Here is a 26707-nt window from a genome sequence, read left to right as displayed (position 1 = left end):
ACCACTAATTCAAGCTGTTTTTTTATTTTTTAGAAAAAATCATCAAAAAAATTACTGTTTAATTGTATTTACTCTGCTAATTCAGCAGCGAATCAGCGGTTGAAATGACTTAAGATCTGACAAGAGTAAGGAACTGCAGGTTAACTTCGCTAATAAAGCGCATCAAGTTCTAAAGTCTAAAGTCTAAATGAACATTGGCGAATTAAAAATGAATCGAGTAAGAAATTTTGGCGGATTAATTAGTCCGATTGGTATTACAGATAATTGGCCATTTATTGGCTTTAAATTAACACTGGAAGTGGTCTGAATGAATTTGATTGATGTTAGCCAAATTTAACAGTCATGATTGGACTGAGAAGCTAAGAGAAAGGCTGATTAATGGTTATGCTTTATTTTTGAATTAACATTGGTTTTGATTGGTTATGATTGGTTATGATTGGTTATGATTGGTTTGCAATCAATTTTCTAGACAGAATGCTAGAAAATTTAATACTTAATTATAAACAAAATTGGCGGAGTGGACGGGACTCGAACCCGCGACCCCCGGCGTGACAGGCCGGTATTCTAACCAACTGAACTACCACTCCGCATATTTTGTTACTTCGAGTTTATCACTAGGTAAGTGAACGGGACTCGAACCCGCTAAAAGCCATCCGGTGTGACAGGCCGATTATCTTATAAAAAGCTAACCAACTGAACTACCACTCCGCGATCTTTGCATTAAGACTTTAACGAATCTTACTTCGCATCAACTATGATGATTTTTAACAAAATTGGCGGAGTGGACGGGACTCGAACCCGCGACCCCCGGCGTGACAGGCCGGTATTCTAACCAACTGAACTACCACTCCGCTACATTTCGCTTGCAGATTTTAACGAATCTTACTTCGCATCAACTATGATGATTTTAAACAAAATTGGCGGAGTGGACGGGACTCGAACCCGCGACCCCCGGCGTGACAGGCCGGTATTCTAACCAACTGAACTACCACTCCGCTATATTCTGTTATAAGCTAGTTTAATTGACCTAAACCAATCACTCCGACTTATCTTCTGCTTCAACAACATGTCGTTGAATGCGGCGAGATAATACGGTTATGACGCGACGCAGTCAACCACTTTTTTAATAAAACTTACTGCCTGAGCGTTTGACGAGCAATCTGATGAAAATCAAAGCATATTTCACCCCATTTCGCTCACTTTAGTACAATAGCATTCAACTTACTTGGTTTTTACTTTCTTTCTACGTAAAGTAAAAAACAAAACAACCGCAATCAGTACTATGGCACTGTTACCAGCGATGATGAGTAAAATCGTTTCTTGTTCTTGCTCTGCTTGTGCTTTTTTCTGTTCTAATAAAGCCAACGCAGTACTTTCTGCTGATTGAGCAAGTAGTTCATCTGTACCTTGACGTTGAGTCGTAGAGGTAACGGCAGTGACTTCATCGCCATTGGTAATGTTATCGAGGTTATCAGCAACTTCAACATTAAAGCTAAATTCTGGTACCACTAAGCGAAACTCTCGCCCTGTTATTGTTTTGCCAAAAGCACTGACATTGATACGATATATACCGGGCTCGGTATTAGTCATCGTTATCGCCCTACTATCACCTTCGCCTTCCATAATAGAAAAGGGTTCGATTTGCTTATCCGGGAAGGTAAATTTCCCTTGAAAAACAAAACTATTAGGATCAGTAAAACTTGGGTCTATCGAGAACAGTACTTGATGGGGTTTATCTGAATCTTGTGATTGCACAATGCTAATTTTCACCGGTGTATTTTGCAATAAGATCGGGGTTTGCCTTAACTCTCGCGTCGCCATGGGTAATTTTACTAGGTAAACGGGTTGCCATTCCCCTGGAGCAAAATCTAAAACAAATTCGCCGGTAAAGATATTATCATTAGCATATTCATCTAGACCATAACCATCATCCCGAAAAGAGCTGACTTTAATCGCATCAGCACCAAAGTTTTCATACTTTGAATTATTGGTACTATAAAAATTAACATCTAGTTTCACTACACGCTTGAAGTGTGGGCTATTTATCGGATCGTCACCATTAAAGAGTTTCCCCTCAACTTTCAGTGTTTCCCCCGAAAAAACAATTTCCGGTAAAGGCTCAACGGAAATTTTAATATCTGAGACCACTAGTATTTGGCTATTGGGTAGAATATTACCTACTGCTTGCCAAGGCCCAGGCATAGGCTGCTTTATCTTAATCATGTCAAAAGTGGTGTCATCAAACCACTCAACTTTATCAAGGTCAAATTCATTGACTCTTATTTTACTACCGTCCGGCCTAATGAGAATAATAGGCTTACTGCCTTGCTTACGATAAAAAATTAACGTTATTTCATCTATATCAGCATCTAGGCGAAAGCGGTTATCGAAATAGGGAATTTGATTAGTGGCATTATCACTCTGGTAATATTCAACGGTTTTTTTAGTCAGTTTAGGTTTATTGTCGCTATTAGCTATATCGCCAGCAAAAAATGCCGCTGCGTTAAATGATACAAAAAACAAAACCATAGCAACACTCAAACTCACTACGTTAGCGGGTTGACTGTAATTTTGGTGATGTAAATTTATTTCCAAAGTGGTTCCCCTCCTTTTTTGGCGATTACCGCAATGCGATCGGCATGTGCTTTTAATTCATCGGCCGAAGCCGTAATAATCTTTAATTTATTACGATTCGAGGATATTCGTCTTATGGCATTAGCATCAGCTCCGCTACCATCACCCACTGAAAAATCTAATGTTGACTGCTGACGCGTCATTTCAATGTAAACATAGGCCAGTAGTTGCGCATCAATTAGGGCCCCGTGATAAGTACGGTCTACTAGTTTGTCTACTCGGTAAAATCTCGCTAAATAATCTAATGTTTTTGGTGAGCCCAATTTATCTTTTGACACTTTTAACGTATCGGTAATGGTACAGATATCTTCAGTCATCGGCACTTTATCTTGACTGCGCGCCATGGAATTAAAGATTGAGAATTCATGATCCATAAAGCCAACATCAAACTTGGAGTTATGTATGACCAATTCTGCACCGCGAATAAACTCGATAAACTCATGAACTACTTGTGAAAAGATAGGTTTATCATTAAGGAATTCATTGGTTAAACCATGAATATTAATAACCTCTTGTTCCATTTCGAACACGTTGCCACGTTGGTCAAGCGGTTTTATATAGGCGTGATAGGTACGACCTGTTAATTGGCGGTTTATCATTTCCACACAACCAATCTCTACAATTCGGTGCCCTTCTCTAGGGTTAATACCGGTTGTTTCTGTATCTAAAATTATTAATCGCTGTTCTTTCTCTGGAATCTCGGTATCGGTCATATTATTCACTAGCGAGCCTTTTAGGTAATATTTATCATAATAAGTCATTCTCAACACTAAATGTATTGATGACTATTTTTCAGGTAACGTTTGAGGAAATTCACTCAAATTAATTTGCATACGTTTACTGGTAAAGCACATAATAATTAACGCAAATACAATGCCCCCTTGGCAAATTAACCAAGGGATTGATGCCAGTTGCCAGTAAAAAAATCCAACGAGGTTAATGCTAAGATCAAAAATGAGGGCCACCACTAAAAACATTCGGCTATAAGGCCAAATGATTTTTACCCAGTTGCTCGCTTTAGGACGACGAAAACTGATCATAACAACAACAAGTAAACCAAGTGCGCCTGAGATTAAGCTTAAAAAGAATAAACTTGTTTCTGGGTAAATCCACTCCATGGTTGCGACTCTATCCTTCATATTAGTGACCGACATCAGCCAAACTAGATAGCCACGTAAAATAAAGAGCAATACCAAATAAAACCGCTTTGATAATTTTAAACAATCGTACTTGTCAAAGTCTTCTATCGAATATTCTTGATAAGTCTTAGGCACGAGGACGTTGCTCATTTTTTATCTCGCGCTCTAGTTGTAGCAGATGCTGAGCTGTGGTGATTGCTTTAACTGCCTTGGAATTAAACTCGCGGGTGTATAGCGTATAAACAACCCACAAACTCATAAAAACAAATAATAAAGGATGAAAAAACCAACACATTGCCGCTAAAGCGAAATAATAGCTTCTCAAACCATAATTGTAAGAATGCGCAGCTTGGTCTTGCACTATCGCCATTTGTTTTGCATAAGCGGTTAAGTTTTCGTTGCCTCCTGATAAATCTAGCGGTGTAGCTCCTATCATGACATTCAAAAACCCATATTGACGCATTGACCAAGTGAATTGAAAAAATGATATAACGAAGATAAAAACTAATAAACTCAGCTTAAGTTGGATAGCTAAATGATTAACTTCTGTGGCAAAAGGTAATGAAGCAATAACCACTTCCAATGTAGCGACTTTCGCGAATAAGGTAAAAACACCGGCTAAAATTAATAAGGTACTCGAGGCAAAAAAAGCAATATTACGCTCCAAATTAGCCAAAAGAGCAGCCTCTGATACCCTCACTTCACGGCTAATAACTTCATACATCCAATGAATTCTATGTTGATGCAAACATCGCGCAATACAGTCTGTTGTCTTGGCTTTCTTTCGTGCGAATAAAGTATAGCCATACCAAGAAGCAATAAATATAAACAAAGCTAAAATATCAACGAGAGTAAAGGGCAAAATGAAATCCTTAATACGAAATAAAATATAAAAAATAAAAGATTATACGCCAACAATTTTTTTAGACCAACAACTTCATTTGACCAATAACGTCAATTGACCAATAAAGAGTTGGCTTGCTTTCATGTAAATACCTTAGCAACCATGACTTAACTGTAAACTGTCATAATTAACGGCAAAATTAAGCCTAAAAAAAGCGAAGAAATAAGGTGTAGGAAATAACTTACCTATAAATAGTGTCCCTAGCAAACTGGATCATGGTGTAAAACTGAGTAATTGACGATAAAACTAAGCACTTGAGTTTTATCGTCAATTACATAACACTGACACTATTCCTCATTATTGAGTGAAGGCCGCTTATTTTCTAGCAGCAACCAAGGAATTAAAATAGAAATGATAAAGAATAAAAATATTTCGTTAGTCGTTGCGCTAGCAACTACCCTAATGGCCTGTAATAGTACTACTGACCTACCAACTACAGAAAAATTACCTGGCAAATTCTATGTAGTGTCAATACAAGGTAAACGGGTAATTGATAACAGCCATGCTCAACTATCCTTTAATGCTGATAATAAGTTAACCGGCTCGGCTTCATGTAATAACATCTCATCTAGCTATAACTCAAAGAATCACTCGTTAAGTATCGGTGCCATCGCAACAACGCGTAAAATGTGTAAACCCGCTCTGATGGACCAAGAAACATTGTTACTGCAAGCTATTAGTAAAGTTAAACGCTTTCAATTAATTAGTGGCCAGCTTTCAATGTACGACCAGCAAGGCCAGTTACAAATAACAGCAAAGAGAATAAAAAAAACACAACCATAGTTACCCGAAGCGATAGCCAAGTACTCAGTTAATACTAAAAATAGAGCTTCCTATACTTTTATGCTATATAGAAATATAAGTTATAACAAAATATCACTTCTGTTTTTATTACAACTAGCTACTCTTAGGCTATTAATATCACTAATTCACAGGATCCAATATGTCTAAAATTTTTGAAGACAACACCACGACTATAGGTAATACGCCACTAGTTAAACTTAATCGCGTAATTAATGCAGACAATGGTGCTAATGTATACGCTAAAATAGAAGCAAGAAATCCGAGTTTCAGCGTTAAGTGTCGTATCGGCGCTAGCATGGTTTGGGATGCTGAAGAAAAAGGCTTATTAAAGCCCGGAAAGGAAATTGTTGAACCAACAAGTGGCAATACGGGTATCGCCTTAGCTTTTGTTGCTGCTGCCCGTGGTTATGCCATAACGTTGACCATGCCGAGTACCATGAGTCTCGAGCGTCGTAAGTTGTTAATCGCTTTAGGTGCGAAAGTTGAATTAACAGATGGTGCAAAAGGTATGGGTGGCGCAATTGCTAAAGCCCAAGAATTGAAAGATTCTGACCCTGAAAGATATGTACTATTAGGCCAATTTGACAACCCAGCAAACCCTAAAATTCATGAAGAAACTACGGGCCCTGAAATTTGGAATGATACCGACGGCAATATCGATATCTTTGTTTCTGGCGTGGGTACCGGTGGTACGCTCACGGGAACAAGTCGTTATATAAAATTAACCAAAGGTAAGGCTATCACTACAGTAGCAGTTGAACCTTCAGACTCTCCGGTGATCAGTCAAGCGCTTGCTGGCGAAGAATTAACCCCGGGACCTCATAAAATTCAAGGTATTGGTGCTGGTTTTATTCCGGGTAACTTAGATCTTGAAATGGTTGATGCTGTTGAACTTGTTTCAAATGAAGATGCCTTTGCTATGACGCACCGTTTAATGAAAGAAGAAGGCATCCTTGCTGGTATTTCATCGGGTGCTGCTGTTGTTGCGGCTAAACGAATTGCTGAACGTCCTGAAAACAAAGGCAAGAATATCGTAGTAATTTTGCCAAGTTCAGCTGAGCGTTATTTATCAAGTGCATTATTTAGCGAGAGCTTTAGCGATAAAGAACTCGTTCAATAGCGTTCATCAATAGCGTAGTTAAGTAATAGCTTCGAAAAACTAATTAAAGGCACTGTTTAAATAAAGCAGTGCCTTTTTCTTTTTCCCAACGCCACGGATATTTCGCTTCACTTTAATAAACTAATTACGCTATTATTAAAGCTAATACTTAATTTTTTGATTGAATTTCAATGCGCTATTTTAAAGTTTTAATTTCTTTACTGTTTTTATGCTCTTTCACGTTATTGACTGCGTGTAGTGGAGATGACTCACAAACAATCACCAAAGTGGATGATCCCGAAATAGTCGCCATGGCTTTTTTCGATGCACTTTATAATGAAAAAAATGTTAAGAAAGCCGCTTCTGTTTGTAGCCCCAAATTAGCACGGCTGATCATGCATTATCGTTCACCCTCGGCCGTTGGCCGTCATTTATTTAATATGTCTTACGACCGTGTTGAAATGAAACCCGATAGTGGTGGTGTTCAAGTGCGTCAACAATTTAAAGGCAGTGCTAACATCACCATATATTTTGACGGCTACTTTCAAGACAACCGTATTAAAGACGTTAAGCGCCTCGCGTTTATTCAGGTAGATGGTAAATGGTTTATGGATAAAATATTGAAAGACCCGTTCTAAATCGGCCCCGTAAGAAACAATAACAAAGGTAAAGAAATGTTAAAAATAGGTACCTACCAACACTTTAAAGGCAATTATTATCAAGTACTTTATATTGCCAGACATAGTGAAACTGAAGAATATATGGTGGTTTACCACCCCAAGGATAATACTGAAGATATTTGGCTACGCCCTTTAGCTATGTTTGATGAAACAATAGAGCGAGAAGGGAAACAACTAAAGCGCTTCAGCTTCATTAAGCCATAACGCTTTAGTTGAATATATCAATTAGTTAGCTTGCGCCTTAGCCGATAGAAAAGAAGTTATGTTCCTGCCAAGGAACTTTTTTATGCTGGATATCATCGACTTGTGCTTGTTCAGGGCCATGAGAAAGCCAAGCTAACATTTTGTCAATATTAACTTGCTCACCACAAAGTAAAACTTCCACATCACCATCGGCTAGGTTTCGTGCATAGCCACTTAAACTGTATTCGATGGCTTGTTGCTGGGATGATGCTCGAAAATAAACCCCTTGTACCCTACCTGAAATATGTGCAATATAGCTAACATTCATACCTGCTTCTCTTCTTAAATCACTATTATTATCAGTAAAGTTTGCACCTAAGTCTGTCATTGTCTAAAATCGGCGCAAACTTCCCTTTCACAGAATAAAATCCGCTTATTTATTTAAGTATTTTATTCATTAAAAATAAGTATAGACCTATGTCAGCAAGAATTTATTTAAATGTTGGTCGTGAAAAATCATTATTACGTAAACACCCATGGATTTTCTCGAAAGCTATTAACAAGATCAAAGGTAAACCTATGCTTGGGGATACCGTAGATGTCTTCGATAGCAAAGGAACGTGGTTAGCTAGAGGTGCTTATTCACCTGAGTCGCAAATAAGAATTCGCATATGGAGCTTCGATGAAAATCAGGAAATTGATCGAGACTTTTTCTTAAATAAACTGTCCAACGCCCAAGTGAGACGTGACTGGTATATCGCGCAAGGTAATTTAACCGGCTATCGCTTAATCGCTGGTGAGTCCGATGGACTTCCCGGTGTAACTATTGATAGATATGACAATTTTATAGTTTGTCAGTTACTTAGTGCTGGTGCAGATTTCCACCGTTATACCCTAGTTAGCTGTTTAACCGAGCTTTACCCTGATTGTCATATATATGAACGGTCTGATGTTGATGTCCGCAAAAAGGAAGGTTTAGAGCCAGTAACGGGTTGGTTAACCGAGCCGCAAGAGTCGACTGAATGTATTATTGAAGAGCACGGTATCAAAATTCATGTTGATATAGCTACCGGTCACAAAACAGGTTTTTATCTTGATCAACGAGACTCTCGCTTAACGGCCGGAAAATTCGCCAAAGATAAAACTATCTTAAATTGTTTTTCTTATACCAGTACGTTTGCACTACATTGCGCGGCGAATAATGCCAAAGAAGTTATTAATGTCGATGTATCACAAGCAGCGCTTGATTTGGGTGAACGTAACCTCGCCTTAAATGGTTTAGCTGATGCCAACGTTTCTTTTATTAAAGAAGATGTTTTTAAGTTATTACGCAGATACCGTGAAGAAAAACGCCGCTTTGATATGATTATCCTTGATCCGCCTAAATTTGTAGAATCAAAGGCACAGTTAACGGGCGCTTGTCGTGGTTATAAAGATATCAACATGATTGCCATGCAATTATTAAACCCTGGTGGTTTATTGTTAACATTCTCTTGCTCAGGTCTGATGGAAGCTAGTTTGTTCCAAAAAGTAGTCGCTGATGCCGCATTAGATGCCAAGCGTAATGTTTACTTTGTTGAGCGCTTACAACAAGCTGCAGATCACCCAATTTCATCTAATTACCCTGAGGGCTATTATTTAAAAGGGCTAGTTTGCCAAGTAGAATAATCTATATTTGAGTCGATTTATCCAGCCTTTAAAGACTAGCTCGCGTAAAAACAGAAGCGGGAAAGCAAATAAAAAAGCCAGAAAGTTAGTCTGGCTTTTTTATTTTGACATTGAGTAATGATTAGGGTGACTCGCCACCCTACCTCAGTAACTCGCTTGGTTAATCTATTTCTTCGATCGCAACACCTATGAGATAGCAATTGTTACTCTCTTCTTCAATACGTACCACTCGACCACTAATATCAAGTGTTTGTACTTGGGGACTGGCTGAATCAACTTTTATTCTTACCTGGGTAGAAATAGCTAATGGATGCCCAATTTCAAACGCCATGCCTGTTGCACTTAAATCCCGACAAGTCGCGGTAAGTTGACTGTTTACTTCATCATCTATAACGGTAACCGTAACTTCACTGTTTAACATCATGCGGTAAAAATCGCGTTTATCATCAAATCCGTTCATTCTCTCTCCCAAGTAGACTAGTTATCACGCTATTATTTATACTGAGCAAAAGGGGTAGTGTCAACTATTGCCGACAAAAAAGTAAAGCTTAAATTGCCAGCTATTAAGCAAATAGAAACATAACGTTGCTAGCGCCTAGTTTAAGAGAAACTTTTTAAATGGTTTAGTATTCGCTTTACCGATATAGGTGCCGAGGTACCCAAGTTTTGTGCAAATAAGGAAATACGTAACTCTTCAATTAACCAGCGCGTAGTAAGAAGCGCCTGCTCAATAGGTTTATCCTTTCTCTGCTTACTTATAATAGCTTGATAAGCATCTTTGACTTTATTCACCTCAATAAGTTTCAACCTATCTTGGTTCGGATCAATCGGCAGTTTTTCTAAACGGCGTAACATACCTTGTAAATAGCGACTAATATCATCAAGTTTACTCAAACCTGAATGGCTAACAAAACCTTTGAAAACAAGTTGTTCACATTGCTGCTTAATATCGCCATGAGCTTGGATAACATTAAGTGGCACACTACCTTTCATTTTCTTGGTCACTTCATGGCGTAAACTTAACGCCCGCTCAACTTTAATGGTGGCCGCTAAGACACAATCCGCTATTTCAGCCCGAACATACTCATTGCACTGGGAAAATTGTGCTTGTGTTCGAGGCAGTTGACCCGCATTTTTTTGCTCAGAAAACTGCTGTACCAAAGATAAACACGCGCCTTGAATACAATCTTGCAGTAAATCATTAATTGAGCCAAAAGGGTTAAAGTACAAACCTAGCTTAGCCTTATTGGGTAACTTTTCTTGTAAATATTTCAAAGGTGTCGGGATATTTAATAAAATAAGGCGACTGACACCTTTAAGCATAGCCTCTTGAGCATGTTGCTCTTGCTCAAATAACTCAATGGCAACACTGCTTTTATGGTCAACTAACGCAGGAAAGGCCTTAATGGTGATATTTGCCACTTTCTTTTCATAGCCAGTAGGTAATTTACCAAAGTCCCATTGCGTTAAATCAGCTTTCTCTATACCTTTTTCGGCGACTTGCTTTATTGAGGCTTTAACTTTACCTTGCAGCTCAGCTTTTAACTCATTAAGGTCTCGGCCCTGCTTTAGTAGTTTACCCTTATCATCAACGACCTGGAAATTCATAGTTAAATGTACAGGAAGAGAGATTTCCTGCCAGGCATCTTCAGGTAAGCGTACACCCGTCATGCGTAATAACTGTTTAGCCAAGGCTGGTTGCAAATAACCTTCATCACTTGGTATCGCCGCTAAACAAGCTTGAGCATAATTTGGCGCAGGAACAAAGTTACGCCTTAATGATTTCGGTAACGCTTTAATTAAAGCAATGGCTAGCTCTTCGCGTAATGCCGGAATCAACCAATCAAAGCCAATATCTTGTATTTGATTTAATAAAGCTATCGGTACAATGACGCTAATACCATCATCGATATCGCCCGGACTAAAATGATAATTAAGCGGCAAGGTTATACTGCCCTGCTGCCAAAAATCTGGATATTGTGTAGTACTTAATTTATCACTAGATTCATTCAATAAAAAAGCTTCACTAAAGTCTAATAACTGGGTGTTATTTTGCTTAGCTTTTTTCCACCAAGCGAGGAAACTACGTTGACAAATTATCGATTCTGGTAGTTTATCACTATAAAAATCAACAAGGTGCTGCTCATCAATCAAAAAGTCTTTACGGCGGGCTTTCTGCTCTAGTGCTTCAATGCTCTCTACCAGCTGTTGATTTTGTTTTAGGAATTTTTCTTTAATAACACAGTCACCATTAACCAGTGCTTCGCGAATAAATATCTCACGGCAAATGGCTGGTTCAATAGTATTAAAATTAATTTTACGTTTATTGACAATACTTAAGCCATAGAGCGTCACTTGCTCAAAGGCCATCACCGCACCTTGCTTTTTCTCCCAGTGCGGCTCGCTGTAATTTCGTTTAACCAAATGCTGTGCTAGCGGCTCTAACCATAAAGGGTCAATCTTGGCATTCATACGAGCGAATAGTCGACTTGTTTCCACTAACTCAGCTGACATTAGCCACTTAGGTGATTTTTTTGTTAACGCCGAGCCAGGGAAGATAAAAAACTTCATGCCGCGTGCACCTTTGTACTCGCGATTTTCATCTTGTTGGCCGATATGACTAAGTAAACCCGATAATAATGCTTGATGCACGGGTGTTAATACCGACTCCTGCTCACTGTCTTTTTCCTTATCTCCTGATGCCCCACCTGCTTGGCCCTGTTGACCACTTGGCATTGAAAATTGGTAATCAATCGAGGTTAAGGTTATGTTTTGTTCTTTTAAGGTCATCTTTAATTGACTGAAGAGATCTTGCCATTCACGTAAACGCACATAAGAGAGAAACTCGCGCTGACATAATTTCCTAAAGTGATTTTGTGTTAAATCTTTTTTCTGCTCGTTAATATACTGCCAAAGATTAAGTAAACTTATAAAGTCAGAAGATTTGTTTTTAAATCGGCTATGTTTTTCATCACTAAGCTGTTGTTTTTCGTGTGGCCTTTCTCTTGGATCTTGGATACTTAAGGCACTAACAATAATAAGTATTTGCTCAATACAACCAAACTCAATAGCGGAGATAACCATTTTGGCTAGACGCGGGTCTATCGGAAATTTTGCTAATAAACGCCCTGACTTGGTTAACTGTGTTGAGGTAGCCGCCACTTTACCTTTAGGGGTTTTGTTATTGGCAGGCTTATCGGAGCTTTCAATCGCGGCAATTTCTTCTAATAAACGTACACCATCACTAATATTACGATTATCTGGTGCTTCAACAAACGGAAAATCAGCAATATCGCCCAAGTCCAAGGCATGCATTTGCAAGATAACGGTTGCCAAGTTGGTACGTAAAATTTCGGGATCAGTAAATGCAGGGCGATTGTTGTAATCATCTTCTGAATATAAACGGATACAAATACCGTCAGAAACACGGCCACAACGACCAGAACGTTGATTAGCACTTGCCTGTGAAATAGCTTCAATGGGTAAACGTTGGACTTTGGTACGATAACTGTAACGTGAAATTCGCGCCGTACCTGGATCGATAACATACTTAATGCCCGGTACCGTTAAAGAAGTTTCAGCAACATTGGTCGCTAAGACAATATTTCGACCGCTATGGGGTTTAAATATTTGATTTTGTTCGCTTACGGTCAAACGGGCATAAAGTGGCAATATATGGGTTTGACGTAAATTGGCTTTAATTAGCGCCGCAGCGGTATCGCGTATTTCTCTTTCACCATTGAGAAACACCAAGATATCGCCTTGACCGTAGTCACTGAGCTCGTCAACAGCCGCTAAGATACCATCGATAACATCAACATCTTGGGGTGATTGCTGGTCATCATCGCCAATGACCCGATCATTTAAGGGTCTATAGTGCATCTCAACCGGGAATGTTCTACCGGTAACTTCAATAATAGGCGCTAAAACTCCGGTTTTACTGGCAAAATGTTTAGCAAAACGTTGCGGGTCAATTGTCGCTGAAGTAATGATTAACTTAAGATCAGGACGTTTAGCTAGGACTTGTTTTAAATACCCTAAAATAAAATCGATATTTAAACTACGTTCATGAGCTTCATCGATAATGATAGTGTCGTATTGACGTAATAATCTATCTCTTTGCATTTCCGCCAACAAAATACCGTCGGTCATCAACTTGATATAACTGCGCTCACTGACTTGATCATTAAACCTAACCTTATAACCAACCTGATCACCCAGTTTTGTCCCTAATTCTTCGGCAATACGATTAGCAACCGTTCTGGCTGCAATACGTCTAGGTTGGGTATGGCCGATAAGGCCATCCACACCACGACCAAGCGCAAGACAAATTTTAGGGATCTGGGTAGTTTTACCTGAGCCCGTTTCACCGGCAATAATAACCACTTGGTTATCTTGAATCGCCTTAGATATTTGCTCGGCGTTTTGCGAAATAGGTAAACCTTCGGGATAGGTTATTTTTGGTAGATTACTTATTTTTTGTTTTTTATCTGCAATTGATTTTAAAATACCTTGTTGCAGTTGCTCAACAAGCTTTATCTGTTTTACCGATAAGGCCAGTTGCGATAACTCAGCTTGAGTCTTTAGACCCGACTCTTTGGCCAGGTTTTTTTTAAGGCTGATTAACCTAGCTTTAAAGCGACCAACATCGCTCTTTTTTGCTTGGGGCAATAATTCAAAAAGGTTTTGTAGATGAAAAAAGGAAGTGATAGCAGACTCAATCGAAACAGACAAAACAAACTCGGATAAAAAATTAAAAGATTATTTTAACAGTAAAACTTTGTAATTACAGCGAGTAAAGTATTAAAAATAACAAAGGTATTCAGTAAAGGAACTTTTCAGCTCCTTTATTTACCTGATGTGCTAAATAAGGTGCAGAGTTGCTATTAAACGGCGGCTTGTTCTTTTTCAATCGATAACCGAGCTTTACCATGTTGATAACAAGCTTGTAGCACTTCATTACGCGAAATAGTGCCCAGTAAATTATCATCGTCATCAACCACTGGATATACTTTAGGCTTATCCTTTAACATTTTTTGACCTAGTTCAATAATACTGTCATAAGGTTTTACTGAAAGCACATCTTTGTTCATAATATCCTTAATAACGGCTACATGTTCATTGAAGTAAATGCTTTCTAACATTTTACCCAAAATATCACCTTCGGAGATAAAACCCAATAATTTATAATTAATATCTATCACAGGTCCACCAATTTGCTTGGTTTTGAGAAAGCGTAAGGAGGCTTCTTCAACTGACATATTTTCAGTAAAGGTGACTGGATAGTGATTCATATATTCTTTTATTTTTAATGATTCCATTTTAACCCCTAACTAAATCGTTATTTAGTTTATTATCTGAAATAAAACATTGTTATTAAGTGGTGTGTTACTTTACTAATAACTGTAGATAAGCCTTTGCAAAAAAACCACTTTTCCCTTAGCTTTATTAAATTAATATCAGCAGACTTGGTTATTATATCGCACAATAAAAGTTCAACTATTAATAGTTATTTCAAGGAATTAAATATGTCAGCAAAGTTACTGGGTATTTTTACTTTAGCCATAGTCATTAACAGTATAGCCTCTGTCGCTTTTGCTCATCAAAAGCAGCAAGAAAAATTAGATAAAATGTGTGAAGAGGCACGACAAGTTGCTCTTAAACCACGAAAGAAAGAAATATATCAAGAGTGCCTAAATAAATTTAAGAAGAGTGAGTCGGTCTGCAAGGATGAAGCGAACGCATACAATGGTAATAGAATTAATGGCGCGCCGATGTTTTATGAATTACCGGCGTGTGAGCAAGCTTTTGCTTTTAGAAAAAAGCACAGCGACTAATATAACTATTACTCACTAAATACTCGCAACCAAAATATCAGCTTAGACAGATATATCCACTGAGCGGCCTATTCGACTATCGGGATCGTTGTTAGTTTGCGCCGCTTGTGCCCTTTCTTGTGTTTGCCGATTTATTTCTTGTTGGTTATCTTTGTCTCGCTGAAGCGCTTGTTGTTCAGCAACTTGCTGATGTTGCTGTTGTAAAACTTGACTTACCGAGCTATTACCATCAATGGGTGAAACCATGTTAGCCTCCTTAACTTATTCAGAGCATCAACATATTCAAAGCGCCAGTAAACAAACATCGAACAACTGTTCAATAACTATGGTTAATTATAGTCGTGGACTTGAACAAAGAAACATCATTCCTTCATTTAGCTCAATTAACTCTGCCACTACACTTTCACGTTTACTCCTCCCCTCAAAAAAATCATAGTGACTGTCTTTATGCTTTTTTCCTGCTTAGCTTTAAGTCTCGAACGCCAATTAGGTTAGCAATTATCATTAAGGCGCCACCAACAAGTAAAGGGAGCTCAACCGCTTCACCATAAAAGCTCACCCCGACCAGAGCGATTAAAGGTAATCTCAAAAAGTCCAAAGTAATAATGGTAGTCACTTCAGTGAACTGCATAGCTTTAGCTAAACAATAATGAGCTGACAATGCACTAAGTCCAATAACCACTAACCAAAACCACTGCAGCCCTTCTGGCCACACCCAAGTTGATAATGACAGCACTAAGCCAAGGGGTAATTGAATAATGCACATGAACAATAAAATGGTTAACGGTGATTGCGACGTTGATAAGGCTTTTGTCGCGGTATGCGAGATAGCAAAACAAATGGCCGAACCGAGTACAGCAATGGAAGCAGAATCAATCAAGGCATAACCTGGTTGCACAATCACTAGCACCCCTAATGTTCCTAGAAATATCGCTATCACTTTATTAGTGGTAACCTTTTCATTAAGGAAAAAACTGGCAATTAATAAGGTCCAAATGGGTACGGTAAATTCGAGCGCAAACACCTCCGCCAACGGCAGTAAGCCAATGCCAAAGAACCAGCCGTATTGCGCTATAAAATGGAATACATTACGAAATAGATGTAATTTAATGACCTTAACTTGTTGGGGAGGGGATAATAGTTTTTGCCTGCTTTTATTCAGGTACCGAAACCTGAAAAAGTAAATACCCGATAAGAATATTAAGCCAATGGCGCTGCGAATACACAGTGATTGAGCCACACTTAGCTGACCACTTAACTCACGAGCACCTATAGCAAGAATACAAAAGGAGGCCAATGCGCCTGACATCCAAAGAAAAAGTGGCATAATATTTAATCTCTATAACCTTACAGTGAAGAATGATTGCTGTGACTGTTTTATTAAGCTTATATACGTTTATACAAAATTTAATGACCAATCGTTCATGAAGAAGCTTTAATGGCCTTACTCGAGTGATGAAGCCTTAACCCATTTAGCTATATTGCACTTATCTTGCAAACAATCCAACAAAAGTGTTATTTTTAGTCTGGGTATACAACGCCCTATAAATATCATTTAACAGGGACGAAATTAACAATGATTAAATACCTACTTTGCTTTTGCATAGGCGCCGGCTCAGGTTACTTTATTTCAACACTTAACTCTTCAACAGCAATATCGGCCGAACAAGAAACAGCAGTTTCACCAACAGCTTTAGCATCCTCTTTGATATTTGAAAGTTCGAATAAAATTTCAGATAAAGATAGTCTGACCTTAGCTAAAGTGGCTAATAATGCCGATATAACAGTGAAACAATCACCTCGAAGTAACTTATCAAGGTCAGAGGTTAAGCAAATTCCATCACCAGACAGCAACAATTTTCGAGAACAAATTAAAGAACTCACCCTAAAGAATAAGGCATTAGAAGATAAATACCGCCGCACCAACAACCGCGTAACACAATTAACCTTAGAGATTGAATCTTTAGATGAAAGTGATATTACCGATCAGCAAATGATGGCATTGATAACTGATGACTTTGCCAAATATAGACGAGGTTTTCGTGGAAATCAGCGCGATGAAATATACCAATTACATCAAGAAGAGGAAGATCTCGATTGGGGTTATAAAATAGCGACTCAACTTACCGATTTTATCCAAACCCACTATCATGCTAATTCATTAATACTACAAGGTGTTACCTGCAAAATTGATCGTTGCGAGTTGTTGATAAGCGAAACTGAAGCGGGTGTTTGGTCCCTCGTTGTTAAAGAGATGGCTCAACAAACTTGGTGGCAGTTCACTTCTATACATTCTTCGAGTAGCTCAGCCGACGATGAACAAAAGTCATTTTATTTACTTATGTCTAGTTAGCTTAACTTTTTCTTCGACGGTTATTCTCCGCTGATAATCCTCAGTGCTCCCCCTCAGTGTTAGGCTAGCTTCTTAGCCTAACACTGAGGCCATAACTATTTAGTTTGATTAGCGATTTTTTCTTGTGTCGCTTTTAACGCATTTTCATGCCAATACTGCCAATGCATATGTAGCTTGTCTTCAATTAAATGAGAGGGTTGCAGGTAGTCCTTATAAGTATAACGATAGAACTGACGCGGTTTATGCGGGTTGTTATTTACTGATTCGGCAATAAAATTGTTGTTATGCTCAACAAGCCACTGCTTAAATTCTTCATTATATTTTTCACCTGAATCATCTAGTAAATTTTTATAACCTGCGAAGAAATCAGTTTTTAAAAAATGCGCCATTTTTCTATAATCGCCTTGATGTCGTTCATTCATAAAGCGTACCGCTAAATAACCCCAACGGTATACTCTGTCAGTGCCGTCTTTGTATTCGGTATTGAATACATCACTTAAACTTGGCCAGTCTTTAACTACCGTATCATTCACCAAGGTAAAGGCTTTGGGGTTGTTATCCTCTTTAGCCACATATTCTGCTAGGCCTTCAGACCACCATACCATGTGACTAGGAAAGTGATTAAAGGTGTCATATTTGACAAAGCGGCCATCTAGGTAATGAACAAATTCATGGTTTAAATTCCACACAGCGAAGTCTGGTCTAACCCAAAAATGTTCGAAAGAATAAAAAGTAGCAATATTATCAGGGTCTTGAGTTGTACCCTCAATATACATACCGCCATTATCAGTATTAATATCAAAGACTAATTGACCGTATTTATTGTATTCCGCATGATTATCAAAAATAACAACCCGTAACTTGTCATTAAAATCATTAGCGACTGGTTGGTTATTGGTTGCTAAAATGTTATGAAAATTACTTTCTTGTGAAATTAACTGCTGACAAGAGTCATTTAATTGCGCTTGTGTCATCGCCTGCGTCAAAATGTATATTTTATCTGAGCAGTCATGGTTAATCGGCAAGGCTTGCTCAATAGTTGGCGTGATACAGCGCCCCGCAAGCGTTCCTTCTTCGCATTCTGATTTACCTCGAAAGGTATTAACCACATAAGGGATACTGAACAGCGTTTTACTCTGCTCAATATCTATGTCCTTATCAACAGTTAATGCTTGCCAAATGTTATTATCAAGATCATCCATTGACTGCTCTACGGCGAGCGACAACTTATCATCGTCTAAGCGTTTTTGATCGTCTTCTGAACGCTGATAATATTCATTCCAGTATTCTTTAGTATATAAATTGTAATATTGTGCCAGTGCCCAAAGAGCATGTTGTTTAGGCCAATCATCACCGGCAAGCTTATTATTCTTTGCTGTAATAAATTGCGTTAAGGCTTGTTGAAGTTCACCTTCGCCGTGGACCGCTTTAGTAAATTCTGTGTTATTTTTTCTGCGCGCTTCGTACGGTAAAATTGCGCCGGCACGTAATACTTCCCACAGGGCATAATCAACGGTTGTATCTTTTGTGATAGTGGATAAATCAGCGCTAGCATAAAGCTTAATTAACCGGCTCAGCGGCTCAACTTGCTCTGCAGTAAAGGGCTGTAATGGTGCTAAGAAATACAAACGATATAAAGCCACCGCATAGTTTTCATGTAACCGCGCCGTTGTTTTGTTTACCGCTAAGAAGCCCGGCATATTAAATAAATTAACTAGCGCGTTATTCACGGAGTCAGCGGTCTGCTCGGGCCAATTTTCATCGCTACCAAAACTGCTATATATCCGTAAATAGAAGGTCAGTTTTTCTAACTTCTCACTGCTTAAGTCACCTTTTAATGCTTCAACGGAAATTTCATCAGCCACAGCTTTAAGCAAACCTGCTTGATAGTGATCAAAGTCTTGGCTCCAAAGTTGGTCAACATCTGTCGCTAAGACTTGTGCAACCATAGGGTTAACTTGAGTGACAGTACTTACGGTATTTGACTGCTGACTCCCATCGTTAACAGCGTTGTAGCTGCAACCACAAACTACCGAGGCGATAGCAATCGCTGCCAGTGACTTTGAAAATTTATTCATAGAGGTCTCTTAATTATTGTTGTTGTTTTGATGATAAATGTTACTGCATACAATATACCGTTAATGTATACAATATACCAATAGTCCGATGGGTATTTACTGAAAATGTAACTTAGTGTGAATCTGTCAATGGTAAATTTCGCTGACGTCCCCTTGTACAGGCCTCACTCTCTTTATGGTTATTAACTGTTAGGGATTAACTGTTAGGGAATAGTTTGGTAAAATCAGCAAACTTAACTTTTTAACAAATTAAATAAAAAATTATGAATATAGTATGTGGCAACTGTTTTGCGACTAATCGCATTCCTGATGAGAAAGACTACACCAAGGGTAAGTGCGGAAAATGTCAGCAAGGTGTTTACTCCCCTAAACCGGTTGCATTAACGGCCAATACTTTTTACCCCTTTATTGAACGTAATCACTTACCCGTTATTGTCGATTTTTGGGCTAGTTGGTGCGGCCCATGTCAAAACATGGCCCCTGTTTTTAGTAAAGTTGCCCTATCGTCGCCTGATCTATTATTTGCCAAAGTTAATACTGAACAAGTACAACAAATCTCCACAGAGGCGAATATTCGTAGCTTACCTACCTTGGTGTTATTTCATCAGGGTAAAGAAGTGGATCGTATTTCTGGTGGGCTTAATGAAATTCAAATGAAGCAGTGGCTGGTAAATTGTGTTCAAAAAATAGCTTAACTTATTTAGCACTTGTTACATCGCTGCAATAAGCGTTAAACAGTTACCGTTTGAAATAACGCTAGCAACAAGGTGCAAAGGTAGCTCTGCCCTTAATTTCGCCAACACCTAAACAAAACAGCAACACAAAAAGCGAAGACTTAACGGTAACTAGTTTACCCTTAATGCCACTGTTCATTAATAACTAACAACCGGCTAGTTATAGCCCAGCAAGTAACTTTCATTTCCGTCCATATAAAGTTGCTGATTATCTTCGTGCTTAAGCTCATCGTAAACAAGCTGATTAGCTTTTCTCTGGTTTTCCTGTTTATAGTTTTGCTGTGTCTGTAACTGCTGTGCAGTAAGAATTATTCGTCTAGTTACGCCTTGGTTACCATGAGACATATTATTCTCCTCAACTTATTAAAATGGCTCCACCCAGCTTAATGTAGCAGTAACAATGCCAACTTTATTAGAACATTGCTTCCTTGATATAACACGAAATTTATCAATAACCTTTACCTATAACAATCGCATTTAGCAAATTGCAACGCAGTTATGAAATTTAAAAATGTGGTGACCTTAAATTGAGCGCCTAGCTAAAAATAAAGCAAGTAGTTCAGCTAATAACAATAAATAGGTTCCTGTTGTCGATACTCGCTTTAGGGAAATGATGCAAAATATTATTCATAGCTAAGTGGTTTTTCTGATGCCTGTAATAGACATCACGAGGGCGTCAGCAGCCGATGATCGCAACCCCCTTTACCCAACAAATCAACTATCCTGACCCCTTGATATCTTGTGATACCTTTGGGTTAACTTCAAACGACTGGAGATTGATTCCCTGTTTGGCGTCGCGGTGGCGACAACACCCAAGGAGCGACGCGCCGCCAATGTTAAATTAATTTATTCAAGGAAACACGTTTAATGCAGCAGCGAGAGATGAGATCAAAGAGGGCTCGCCGTTTAAACACCTAGAACGTTGTCAGCATAACGGCAACGATAGAAAATAAAAATAGTAAACCTAGCAACTGATATAACTTTTTTATTTCCAAATTAACAACAACCTTTTACTTTTTCTTACGTATTAACAATTATAAATATTTATTAAATAGAAAGGAAAGTGTATGCCAATATTAACCAAGGTATATTTTGTACCATTAATGTTGTTAACAGCCTATAGCTTAACCAGCCAAGCAAATGAAAATAAAAAGCAGGAAATCTGGCAAAAACAACTCAGTGCTGCTGCCATAGTCGAACTTAAACAATCAGGAACAGCCTCTCTTCAAATAGCGGTAGGATATAAAAATAAAATTATTTTCTCTGATGCTTATGGCTTAGCCGATATAGAAAATAATATCTTAGCAACACCACAAACAAAATATCGTATCGCTTCAATTTCAAAATGGTTCACGTCTAGCGCTACCATGTCACTCATTGAAACAGGCGCTCTTGATCTTAACGCCCCTATTCAAAAATATTGTCCTAAATATCCCCTTAAATTAAATGTAATAACAACAAAGCAGTTATTAACCCACACCTCTGGCATAAGGCATTATGCTGATTATAATGCGCTACTTTCCCGTGCAAGCTCTGATGACGAACGTACTAAAATAGAAAGAAAACGCTTTATTGATCAACTTGGCCGTTATACTCGATATACAGAGGTGATCACTCCCCTGAATAATTTTAAAGAAGACCCGTTATTATTTAAGCCCGGTACAAATTGGAAATACACTTCTTATGGATTTCGTACTCTAGCTTGTGTATTACAAGGAGCAGCAAAAAAACCTTATCGAGAAATTATGGAAGATTTAATATTTACTCCTCTTGCTATGAATAATACGGTTGATGACGATGCTTGGGCAATTATTCCTCATAGAGCATCTGGTTACCGGTTAAATAAAAATAAGAAATTGCGCCGTGCTAATATGCGGGATGTCAGTGAAAACCTACCTGCAGGTGGACATTTGTCGACGGCAACCGATCTTATTTTATTCGCTCAAGCATTCAATAATAATCAGTTAATCTCAGAAAAAACAAAGTCTTTGATGATATCTCCTTATAGCAAAAATGAAATGAATTCAGCACATATCCCCTCATGGCGTGACGCTATTCCATCAAAGTATAATTATGGAATGGGCGTCATGTTATTTCCTAATGATGAACAAAGTTGGTTTGGGCATACAGGACAACAAGCAGGTAGTTCATCAATTGTCTTTGTGATCCCAGAGCATGATATTTCAATTGCAGTATTAACCAATATTAAAGGATGGCGTGGTTATATGAGTTTCACTCGTGAAATTGCCAGTATTCTAGTGAATGCATCAGCGGAGGGTGATTTGTAGCTAGCACTTTAAAATTTACAAAATGGCGATTCATTCACTGAGATGGGCATTGGCGTGTTTGGTACGGGTAGCTCACATAACAGCTGTCATCTTCGTGGTGGCTTTTTCGAAGATCCAGAACTTAGTTCACTGGATTCCCGACAAGATAATTCGGGAATGACGGCTTTAAGTGCAGGACAAATAACAACACAATCACCACCCTCTCAACACGCACCAAGTCTGCGTGTACAAACGCTGGAATGAATAAAAGTGGTCACGTATGTTCGTCAGTGGTTAACTGATCAGCTTTGAGTTTGGTTTCCTGTTTGGCGTCGCGGTGGCGACAGCACCCAAAGGGACACTGCCTCCGGCATCCCCTTGGAACCCCACGGAGTCCCTACTCAGTGAAAACATGAATAACCATTTTGAGTTTACAGCCAATGCCTGCCGATATTCGTCCATGAAAAGCGGCAGTCTTCGCCATCATTACTGTTACGTCGAAGATATTGCCTTAAATGAAGGATAACACTTAATTAGTAGTTGGAGCTTACTCCCCTGCTTGGCGTCGCGGTGGCGACAGCACCCAAAGGGACACTGCCTCCGGCATCCCCTTGGAACCCCACGGAGTCCCTACTCAGTGAAAACATGAATAACCATTTTGAGTTTACAGCCAATGCCTGCCGATATTCGTCCATGAAAAGCGGCAGTCTTCGCCATCAGGACAATCTGCTCCTGCATTGTCTAATAAGTTACATCCCTGTAACGTCATGGCTCAGCTTGACTGACACTTTACAAAATGGCGATTCATTCACTGAGATGGGAGTTGCCGTGTCTGGCACAGTAATGCAACTAACTTTAATAATTTAGTTTGTTGAACGGTCAAAATAATCAAAACGTGGAATTACTGCCCTAACCTATCAACGCGCACCAAGTCTGCTTGAATCAAGTGCCGAAATGAAAGGCAATATTCACGTATGTTCATCAGGGATGATAAACAAAGCGATGTCGGCACATGGATGTGCCATCAACGCTGTTACGTCGAAGATATGGCATTGAATGGAGGATGACACTTGATTAGCAGCGTCGGGGGATTCCAAAGGGGTCTCGGCGTTAAGCCCCCTTTGGGTGTCGTCGCCACCGCGACAAATAAACTAATTACAATGAACTTTATTAATTGATTTTATTACAATTTCGCTATGTTAGAATCAAAATACAATAACTAATAAATCAGGTACATCAGTGTGAATAAAGATGCCCTTCATAAACAAGGCCTTTTTTGGATCGTTATATCTATACCGATTATTATTGGTCTGGTTTTATTTATACCTGCAATTTGTACATATAATTTTTCGTGGTCTGTTTCTGGCTTAGTTACATTTTATGAAATAAGTAAATTGCAGTTTTCAGTAATGCTTCTTTCCATTCCTATTGGTGCACTTACAGCTAGAATACATGCAACGATACAAAGAGAAGAGGATCTTGCCTATAAAGAAAATGACAAACAGAACGAAGATGACGAGAGGGTTATTGAACAAATAGTAAATTATATAAACTTCATTAAAAATGAATTAACCACTAAAGAAATATACAGTAATAACATAGAAAACTGGCGAGCTTTAAATGATGATATTGGCTGGATTAGAGCAGCAAAAGAGCTTATTAGAATCATTAACTTCAGAGAAGAAATACAACACTCTAAAAACAGACAAAAATGTGATGACCATATAGAAAGGTTACATTTACATTTATATCGCTATTTAAATAACGAAAACGAATACCTCCCCTTACATTTTTTTACTGGCTCCAAAAATTGGAAATCTGATAATAAAGATTACATTAAAAACAAAACTAATGATGATAAAAATAATGCAAGATTATTAAAGTCATATATTCGGGATAGAAAAGGGAAAACCTCAATATCCTATAGATCAGATCCGAATCAATTAGCTCCAAGAATGTTAAATAAAACAATAAACTCCGTAGCAATAGTTTGTATTTTTGATTTTATCAACCTGTATGTTGATTCATTTATTGAAGACGAAAACCCAAAAGAAAAATATATTCTTATGGCTAAACAGCACGCTAAATTAATTGGTTGGCCGTTATGGGATAATACAATGGATGGTTGGCACTCACATGAAGCAAGAGCTAGTGAGGGAGCCGCAAAATTCTTGTTTTATTATGACAAAATTACAAAAGAAATCTCAGATGATGTTTATTAACACACAAAAAACCCGCTAGATAGCGGGTTTTTATTAAGAATTACAAGCTGTAAGCGTTAGCTTACCATCCTGTTTTCTCTTTAAGTGCTTTGCCGATGTCAGCTAAAGAACGAACAGTTTTAACACCCGCCGCTTCTAATGCTTTAAATTTCTCTTCAGCAGTACCTTTACCACCAGCGATAATCGCGCCAGCGTGACCCATACGCTTACCTTCTGGTGCAGTAACACCAGCAATGTAAGATACAACAGGTTTAGTAACGTGAGCTTTGATATATTCAGCAGCTTCTTCTTCAGCAGTTCCGCCAATTTCACCAATCATTACGATTGCTTCAGTTTGAGGATCATTTTCGAACATTTCTAAAACGTCGATGAAGTTAGTACCTGGAATCGGATCACCACCAATACCTACACAAGTAGATTGGCCGAAACCGAAATCAGTTGTTTGTTTAACGGCTTCGTACGTTAACGTACCAGAACGTGAAACAATACCAACTTTACCTGGTAAATGGATGTGACCTGGCATGATACCAATCTTAGTTTCGCCTGGCGTGATAACACCTGGACAGTTAGGACCGATCATGCGAACGCCAGTTTGATTAAGCTTAGCTTTAACATCAACCATATCTAAAGTTGGAATACCTTCAGTAATAGTGATGATAATTTCAATGCCAGCATCAATAGCTTCTAAAATTGCATCTTTACAGAACGGAGCTGGAACGTAGATAACTGTTGCTGTTGCGCCAGTTGCTGCTACTGCTTCACGTACTGTATTAAATACTGGTAGGCCTAAATGCGTTTGACCGCCTTTACCTGGGCTTACGCCACCAACCATTTGTGTACCGTAATCAATAGCTTGCTCTGAGTGGAAAGTACCTTGACCACCAGTGAAACCTTGACAGATAACTTTAGTATCTTTATTAATTAAGATAGACATTATGCATTGCCCTCCGCAGCTTTAACAACTTGAATAGCAGCATCTGTTAATGATGTTGCTGCAATGATGTCTAGACCTGATTTTTTCAATACTTCACGACCTAGTTCAGCATTAGTACCTTCTAAACGTACAACAACTGGTACTTTAACACCTACTTCTTTAACCGCACCAATAATACCTTCAGCGATCATGTCACAACGAACAATGCCACCAAAGATGTTAACTAAAACAGCTTTAACGTTTTCGTCAGATAAAATGATTTTGAATGCTTCAGTAACACGTTCTTTGTTTGCACCGCCGCCAACATCCAAGAAGTTAGCTGGCTGGCCGCCATGTAAGTTAACAATATCCATAGTACCCATTGCTAGGCCTGCACCGTTAACCATACAACCAACAGTACCATCAAGAGCTACATAGTTAAGCTCCCATTGTGCTGCATGTGCTTCACGTTCATCTTCTTGAGATGGATCGTGGAAAGCACGCATTTTAGGTTGACGGTAGATAGCATTACCATCAATACCAATTTTTCCGTCTAAACAGTGAAGATTACCTTCGTCAGTAATAACTAACGGGTTGATTTCTAATAACGCGAAATCACAATCTTCAAACATTTTTGCAAGACCTAAAAAGATCTTAACAAATTGCTTCATTTGAGTAGGGTTTAAACCTAATTTAAAACCTAATTCACGTGCTTGATAAGGTTGAGCGCCAACAAGAGGATCAATTTCAGCTTTGTGAATTAATTCAGGAGTCTCTTCAGCAATCTTCTCAATGTCAACACCGCCTTCAGTAGAAGCCATGAAAACAACTCTTTGTGAAGCTCTGTCAACTACAGCGCCAAGATATAACTCGTTAGCAATTTCAGTACAGCTTTCAACTAAGATTTTAGCAACCGGTTGGCCGTTTGCATCTGTTTGATAAGTAACTAAGTTCTTACCTAACCAATGTTGAGCGAATTCTCTGATTTCTTCTTTGGTTGTAACTAGCTTAACACCGCCAGCTTTACCACGTCCGCCTGCGTGTACTTGAGTTTTAACAACCCACTTATCGCCGCCAATTTTGTCGGCAGCTTCGGCAGCTTCTTGAGGTGTATCGCAAGCGAAACCTTCAGAAACTGGTAAACCATATTCAGCGAATAATTGTTTCGCTTGATACTCATGCAAATTCATGG

General features: G+C 38.7%; 24 protein-coding genes and 3 tRNA genes. 10 read left to right on the top strand and 17 right to left on the bottom strand.

All coding sequences use genetic code 11. From position 1 onward, the window contains the following. Positions 1–510: 510 nt before the first annotated feature. The 7 genes from F580_RS0111355 to F580_RS0111325 all read right to left on the bottom strand — a co-directional run bounded on the left by F580_RS0111355 (position 511) and on the right by F580_RS0111325 (position 4635). Positions 511–587, bottom strand: a tRNA-Asp gene (locus tag F580_RS0111355). 187 nt (positions 588–774) lie between these two features. Then, positions 775–851: transfer RNA gene (locus F580_RS0111350), tRNA-Asp, on the bottom strand. Positions 852–918: 67 nt separating this feature from the next. Beyond that, positions 919–995, bottom strand: a tRNA-Asp gene (locus F580_RS0111345). 226 nt (positions 996–1221) lie between these two features. Continuing rightward, entirely contained in the window at positions 1222–2595 is a 1374-nt protein-coding gene (locus tag F580_RS0111340; protein ID WP_019027854.1) for a TIGR03503 family protein, read from the bottom strand. Then, the gene (gene dnaQ, locus F580_RS0111335; RefSeq protein WP_026301393.1) at positions 2586–3347 is read right to left on the bottom strand and encodes a DNA polymerase III subunit epsilon; all 762 of its coding nucleotides are present in this window, start codon (positions 3345–3347) and stop codon (positions 2586–2588) included. The genes F580_RS0111340 and dnaQ overlap by 10 nt, the downstream gene beginning before the upstream one ends. A 72-nt stretch (positions 3348–3419) precedes the next feature. Then, positions 3420–3923: a DUF2919 family protein gene (locus F580_RS24410; RefSeq protein WP_083926974.1), complete on the bottom strand. Its 504-nt coding sequence runs from the start codon at positions 3921–3923 to the stop codon at positions 3420–3422. Further along, positions 3901–4635 carry a DUF599 domain-containing protein gene (locus F580_RS0111325; protein ID WP_026301392.1) on the bottom strand — a complete coding sequence of 245 codons (735 nt, stop codon included), beginning with the start codon at positions 4633–4635 and terminating at the stop codon, positions 3901–3903. Before F580_RS0111325 ends, F580_RS24410 begins: the two co-directional genes overlap by 23 nt. A 393-nt stretch (positions 4636–5028) precedes the next feature. Here F580_RS0111325 and F580_RS0111320 point away from each other — a divergent pair, with 393 nt between their 5' ends. The 4 genes from F580_RS0111320 to F580_RS0111305 all read left to right on the top strand — a co-directional run bounded on the left by F580_RS0111320 (position 5029) and on the right by F580_RS0111305 (position 7464). After that, positions 5029–5460: an META domain-containing protein gene (locus tag F580_RS0111320; RefSeq protein ID WP_019027850.1), complete on the top strand. Its 432-nt coding sequence runs from the start codon at positions 5029–5031 to the stop codon at positions 5458–5460. Between the two features lie 160 nt (positions 5461–5620). Next, the gene (gene cysK / locus F580_RS0111315; RefSeq protein ID WP_019027849.1) at positions 5621–6601 is read left to right on the top strand and encodes a cysteine synthase A; all 981 of its coding nucleotides are present in this window, start codon (positions 5621–5623) and stop codon (positions 6599–6601) included. Positions 6602–6771: 170 nt separating this feature from the next. Next, positions 6772–7218: a hypothetical protein gene (locus tag F580_RS0111310; RefSeq protein ID WP_019027848.1), complete on the top strand. Its 447-nt coding sequence runs from the start codon at positions 6772–6774 to the stop codon at positions 7216–7218. Between the two features lie 36 nt (positions 7219–7254). After that, positions 7255–7464, top strand: a complete 210-nt coding sequence (locus F580_RS0111305) for a DUF1653 domain-containing protein (RefSeq protein WP_019027847.1) — start codon at positions 7255–7257, stop codon at positions 7462–7464. A gap of 37 nt (positions 7465–7501) precedes the next feature. On the opposite strand, the gene F580_RS0111300 is transcribed toward F580_RS0111305, so the two are convergent. After that, on the bottom strand, positions 7502–7831 hold the full coding sequence (locus tag F580_RS0111300) for an acylphosphatase (protein WP_019027846.1): 330 nt from the start codon (positions 7829–7831) through the stop codon (positions 7502–7504). 89 nt (positions 7832–7920) lie between these two features. Between F580_RS0111300 and F580_RS0111295 the strand changes: the two genes are divergently transcribed. Further along, complete coding sequence (locus tag F580_RS0111295) at positions 7921–9111, top strand: class I SAM-dependent methyltransferase (RefSeq protein WP_019027845.1); 1191 nt, start codon at positions 7921–7923, stop codon at positions 9109–9111. Between the two features lie 160 nt (positions 9112–9271). On the opposite strand, the gene F580_RS0111290 is transcribed toward F580_RS0111295, so the two are convergent. From F580_RS0111290 to F580_RS24400, 3 genes are all read right to left on the bottom strand, one after another. Continuing rightward, positions 9272–9571 carry a PilZ domain-containing protein gene (locus F580_RS0111290; RefSeq protein ID WP_019027844.1) on the bottom strand — a complete coding sequence of 100 codons (300 nt, stop codon included), beginning with the start codon at positions 9569–9571 and terminating at the stop codon, positions 9272–9274. Between the two features lie 140 nt (positions 9572–9711). Next, positions 9712–13845: an ATP-dependent RNA helicase HrpA gene (gene hrpA, locus F580_RS24405; protein ID WP_051092074.1), complete on the bottom strand. Its 4134-nt coding sequence runs from the start codon at positions 13843–13845 to the stop codon at positions 9712–9714. Between the two features lie 152 nt (positions 13846–13997). After that, positions 13998–14432, bottom strand: a complete 435-nt coding sequence (locus tag F580_RS24400) for a CBS domain-containing protein (protein ID WP_019027842.1) — start codon at positions 14430–14432, stop codon at positions 13998–14000. 207 nt (positions 14433–14639) lie between these two features. Between F580_RS24400 and F580_RS0111275 the strand changes: the two genes are divergently transcribed. Beyond that, entirely contained in the window at positions 14640–14948 is a 309-nt protein-coding gene (locus F580_RS0111275; protein WP_019027841.1) for a hypothetical protein, read from the top strand. Between the two features lie 42 nt (positions 14949–14990). Here F580_RS0111275 and F580_RS0111270 read toward each other — a convergent pair whose 3' ends face one another. Together F580_RS0111270 and F580_RS0111260 are read right to left on the bottom strand one after the other, a co-directional pair. Beyond that, positions 14991–15194, bottom strand: coding sequence for a hypothetical protein (locus tag F580_RS0111270; protein ID WP_019027840.1), 204 nt, complete (start codon positions 15192–15194; stop codon positions 14991–14993). 199 nt (positions 15195–15393) lie between these two features. Further along, entirely contained in the window at positions 15394–16275 is an 882-nt protein-coding gene (locus tag F580_RS0111260; RefSeq protein ID WP_211215617.1) for a DMT family transporter, read from the bottom strand. Positions 16276–16524: 249 nt separating this feature from the next. On the opposite strand from F580_RS0111260, the gene F580_RS0111255 reads away from it, so the two are divergent. Next, entirely contained in the window at positions 16525–17301 is a 777-nt protein-coding gene (locus F580_RS0111255; protein ID WP_019027837.1) for a hypothetical protein, read from the top strand. Positions 17302–17396: 95 nt separating this feature from the next. On the opposite strand, the gene F580_RS0111250 is transcribed toward F580_RS0111255, so the two are convergent. Then, positions 17397–19379 (bottom strand): collagenase, encoded by a 1983-nt coding sequence (locus F580_RS0111250; RefSeq protein WP_019027836.1) that lies wholly within the window; start codon positions 19377–19379, stop codon positions 17397–17399. Positions 19380–19642: 263 nt separating this feature from the next. Between F580_RS0111250 and trxC the strand changes: the two genes are divergently transcribed. Continuing rightward, a complete protein-coding gene (gene trxC / locus F580_RS0111245) occupies positions 19643–20074 on the top strand; it encodes a thioredoxin TrxC (RefSeq protein ID WP_019027835.1) in 432 nt (143 codons plus the stop codon). 195 nt (positions 20075–20269) lie between these two features. On the opposite strand, the gene F580_RS0111240 is transcribed toward trxC, so the two are convergent. Then, the gene (locus tag F580_RS0111240; protein WP_019027834.1) at positions 20270–20458 is read right to left on the bottom strand and encodes a hypothetical protein; all 189 of its coding nucleotides are present in this window, start codon (positions 20456–20458) and stop codon (positions 20270–20272) included. Between the two features lie 722 nt (positions 20459–21180). Between F580_RS0111240 and F580_RS0111235 the strand changes: the two genes are divergently transcribed. Further along, on the top strand, positions 21181–22401 hold the full coding sequence (locus F580_RS0111235) for a serine hydrolase domain-containing protein (protein ID WP_019027833.1): 1221 nt from the start codon (positions 21181–21183) through the stop codon (positions 22399–22401). Positions 22402–23621: 1220 nt separating this feature from the next. Beyond that, on the top strand, positions 23622–24602 hold the full coding sequence (locus F580_RS0111220; RefSeq protein ID WP_019027830.1) for a hypothetical protein: 981 nt from the start codon (positions 23622–23624) through the stop codon (positions 24600–24602). A gap of 61 nt (positions 24603–24663) precedes the next feature. Here F580_RS0111220 and sucD read toward each other — a convergent pair whose 3' ends face one another. After that, on the bottom strand, positions 24664–25536 hold the full coding sequence (gene sucD, locus F580_RS0111215) for a succinate--CoA ligase subunit alpha (protein WP_019027829.1): 873 nt from the start codon (positions 25534–25536) through the stop codon (positions 24664–24666). Then, a complete protein-coding gene (sucC, locus tag F580_RS0111210; RefSeq protein WP_019027828.1) occupies positions 25536–26705 on the bottom strand; it encodes an ADP-forming succinate--CoA ligase subunit beta in 1170 nt (389 codons plus the stop codon). The genes sucD and sucC overlap by 1 nt, the downstream gene beginning before the upstream one ends. Positions 26706–26707: the final 2 nt, after the last annotated feature.

Source organism: Colwellia piezophila ATCC BAA-637 (assembly GCF_000378625.1).
Classification (GTDB): domain Bacteria; phylum Pseudomonadota; class Gammaproteobacteria; order Enterobacterales; family Alteromonadaceae; genus Colwellia; species Colwellia piezophila.
This window is presented reverse-complemented; position numbering and strand designations above follow the sequence as displayed.

Excerpts from the sequence above, each read along its gene's own strand:
- F580_RS0111250 (WP_019027836.1), bottom strand. The coding sequence starts at position 19,379 with ATGAATAAATTTTCAAAGTCACTGGCAGCGATTGCTATCGCCTCGGTA.
- F580_RS0111270 (WP_019027840.1), bottom strand. The coding sequence starts at position 15,194 with ATGGTTTCACCCATTGATGGTAATAGCTCGGTAAGTCAAGTTTTACAA.
- F580_RS0111260 (WP_211215617.1), bottom strand. The coding sequence starts at position 16,275 with ATGCCACTTTTTCTTTGGATGTCAGGCGCATTGGCCTCCTTTTGTATT.
- F580_RS0111240 (WP_019027834.1), bottom strand. The coding sequence starts at position 20,458 with ATGTCTCATGGTAACCAAGGCGTAACTAGACGAATAATTCTTACTGCA.
- F580_RS24400 (WP_019027842.1), bottom strand. The coding sequence starts at position 14,432 with ATGGAATCATTAAAAATAAAAGAATATATGAATCACTATCCAGTCACC.
- sucD (WP_019027829.1), bottom strand. The coding sequence starts at position 25,536 with ATGTCTATCTTAATTAATAAAGATACTAAAGTTATCTGTCAAGGTTTC.
- F580_RS0111305 (WP_019027847.1), top strand. The coding sequence starts at position 7,255 with ATGTTAAAAATAGGTACCTACCAACACTTTAAAGGCAATTATTATCAA.
- sucC (WP_019027828.1), bottom strand. The coding sequence starts at position 26,705 with ATGAATTTGCATGAGTATCAAGCGAAACAATTATTCGCTGAATATGGT.
- dnaQ (WP_026301393.1), bottom strand. The coding sequence starts at position 3,347 with ATGACCGATACCGAGATTCCAGAGAAAGAACAGCGATTAATAATTTTA.
- F580_RS0111290 (WP_019027844.1), bottom strand. The coding sequence starts at position 9,571 with ATGAACGGATTTGATGATAAACGCGATTTTTACCGCATGATGTTAAAC.
- F580_RS0111295 (WP_019027845.1), top strand. The coding sequence starts at position 7,921 with ATGTCAGCAAGAATTTATTTAAATGTTGGTCGTGAAAAATCATTATTA.
- F580_RS24410 (WP_083926974.1), bottom strand. The coding sequence starts at position 3,923 with ATGAGCAACGTCCTCGTGCCTAAGACTTATCAAGAATATTCGATAGAA.
- F580_RS0111300 (WP_019027846.1), bottom strand. The coding sequence starts at position 7,831 with ATGACAGACTTAGGTGCAAACTTTACTGATAATAATAGTGATTTAAGA.
- cysK (WP_019027849.1), top strand. The coding sequence starts at position 5,621 with ATGTCTAAAATTTTTGAAGACAACACCACGACTATAGGTAATACGCCA.
- F580_RS0111310 (WP_019027848.1), top strand. The coding sequence starts at position 6,772 with ATGCGCTATTTTAAAGTTTTAATTTCTTTACTGTTTTTATGCTCTTTC.
- F580_RS0111320 (WP_019027850.1), top strand. The coding sequence starts at position 5,029 with ATGATAAAGAATAAAAATATTTCGTTAGTCGTTGCGCTAGCAACTACC.
- F580_RS0111275 (WP_019027841.1), top strand. The coding sequence starts at position 14,640 with ATGTCAGCAAAGTTACTGGGTATTTTTACTTTAGCCATAGTCATTAAC.
- F580_RS0111235 (WP_019027833.1), top strand. The coding sequence starts at position 21,181 with ATGCCAATATTAACCAAGGTATATTTTGTACCATTAATGTTGTTAACA.
- trxC (WP_019027835.1), top strand. The coding sequence starts at position 19,643 with ATGAATATAGTATGTGGCAACTGTTTTGCGACTAATCGCATTCCTGAT.
- F580_RS0111255 (WP_019027837.1), top strand. The coding sequence starts at position 16,525 with ATGATTAAATACCTACTTTGCTTTTGCATAGGCGCCGGCTCAGGTTAC.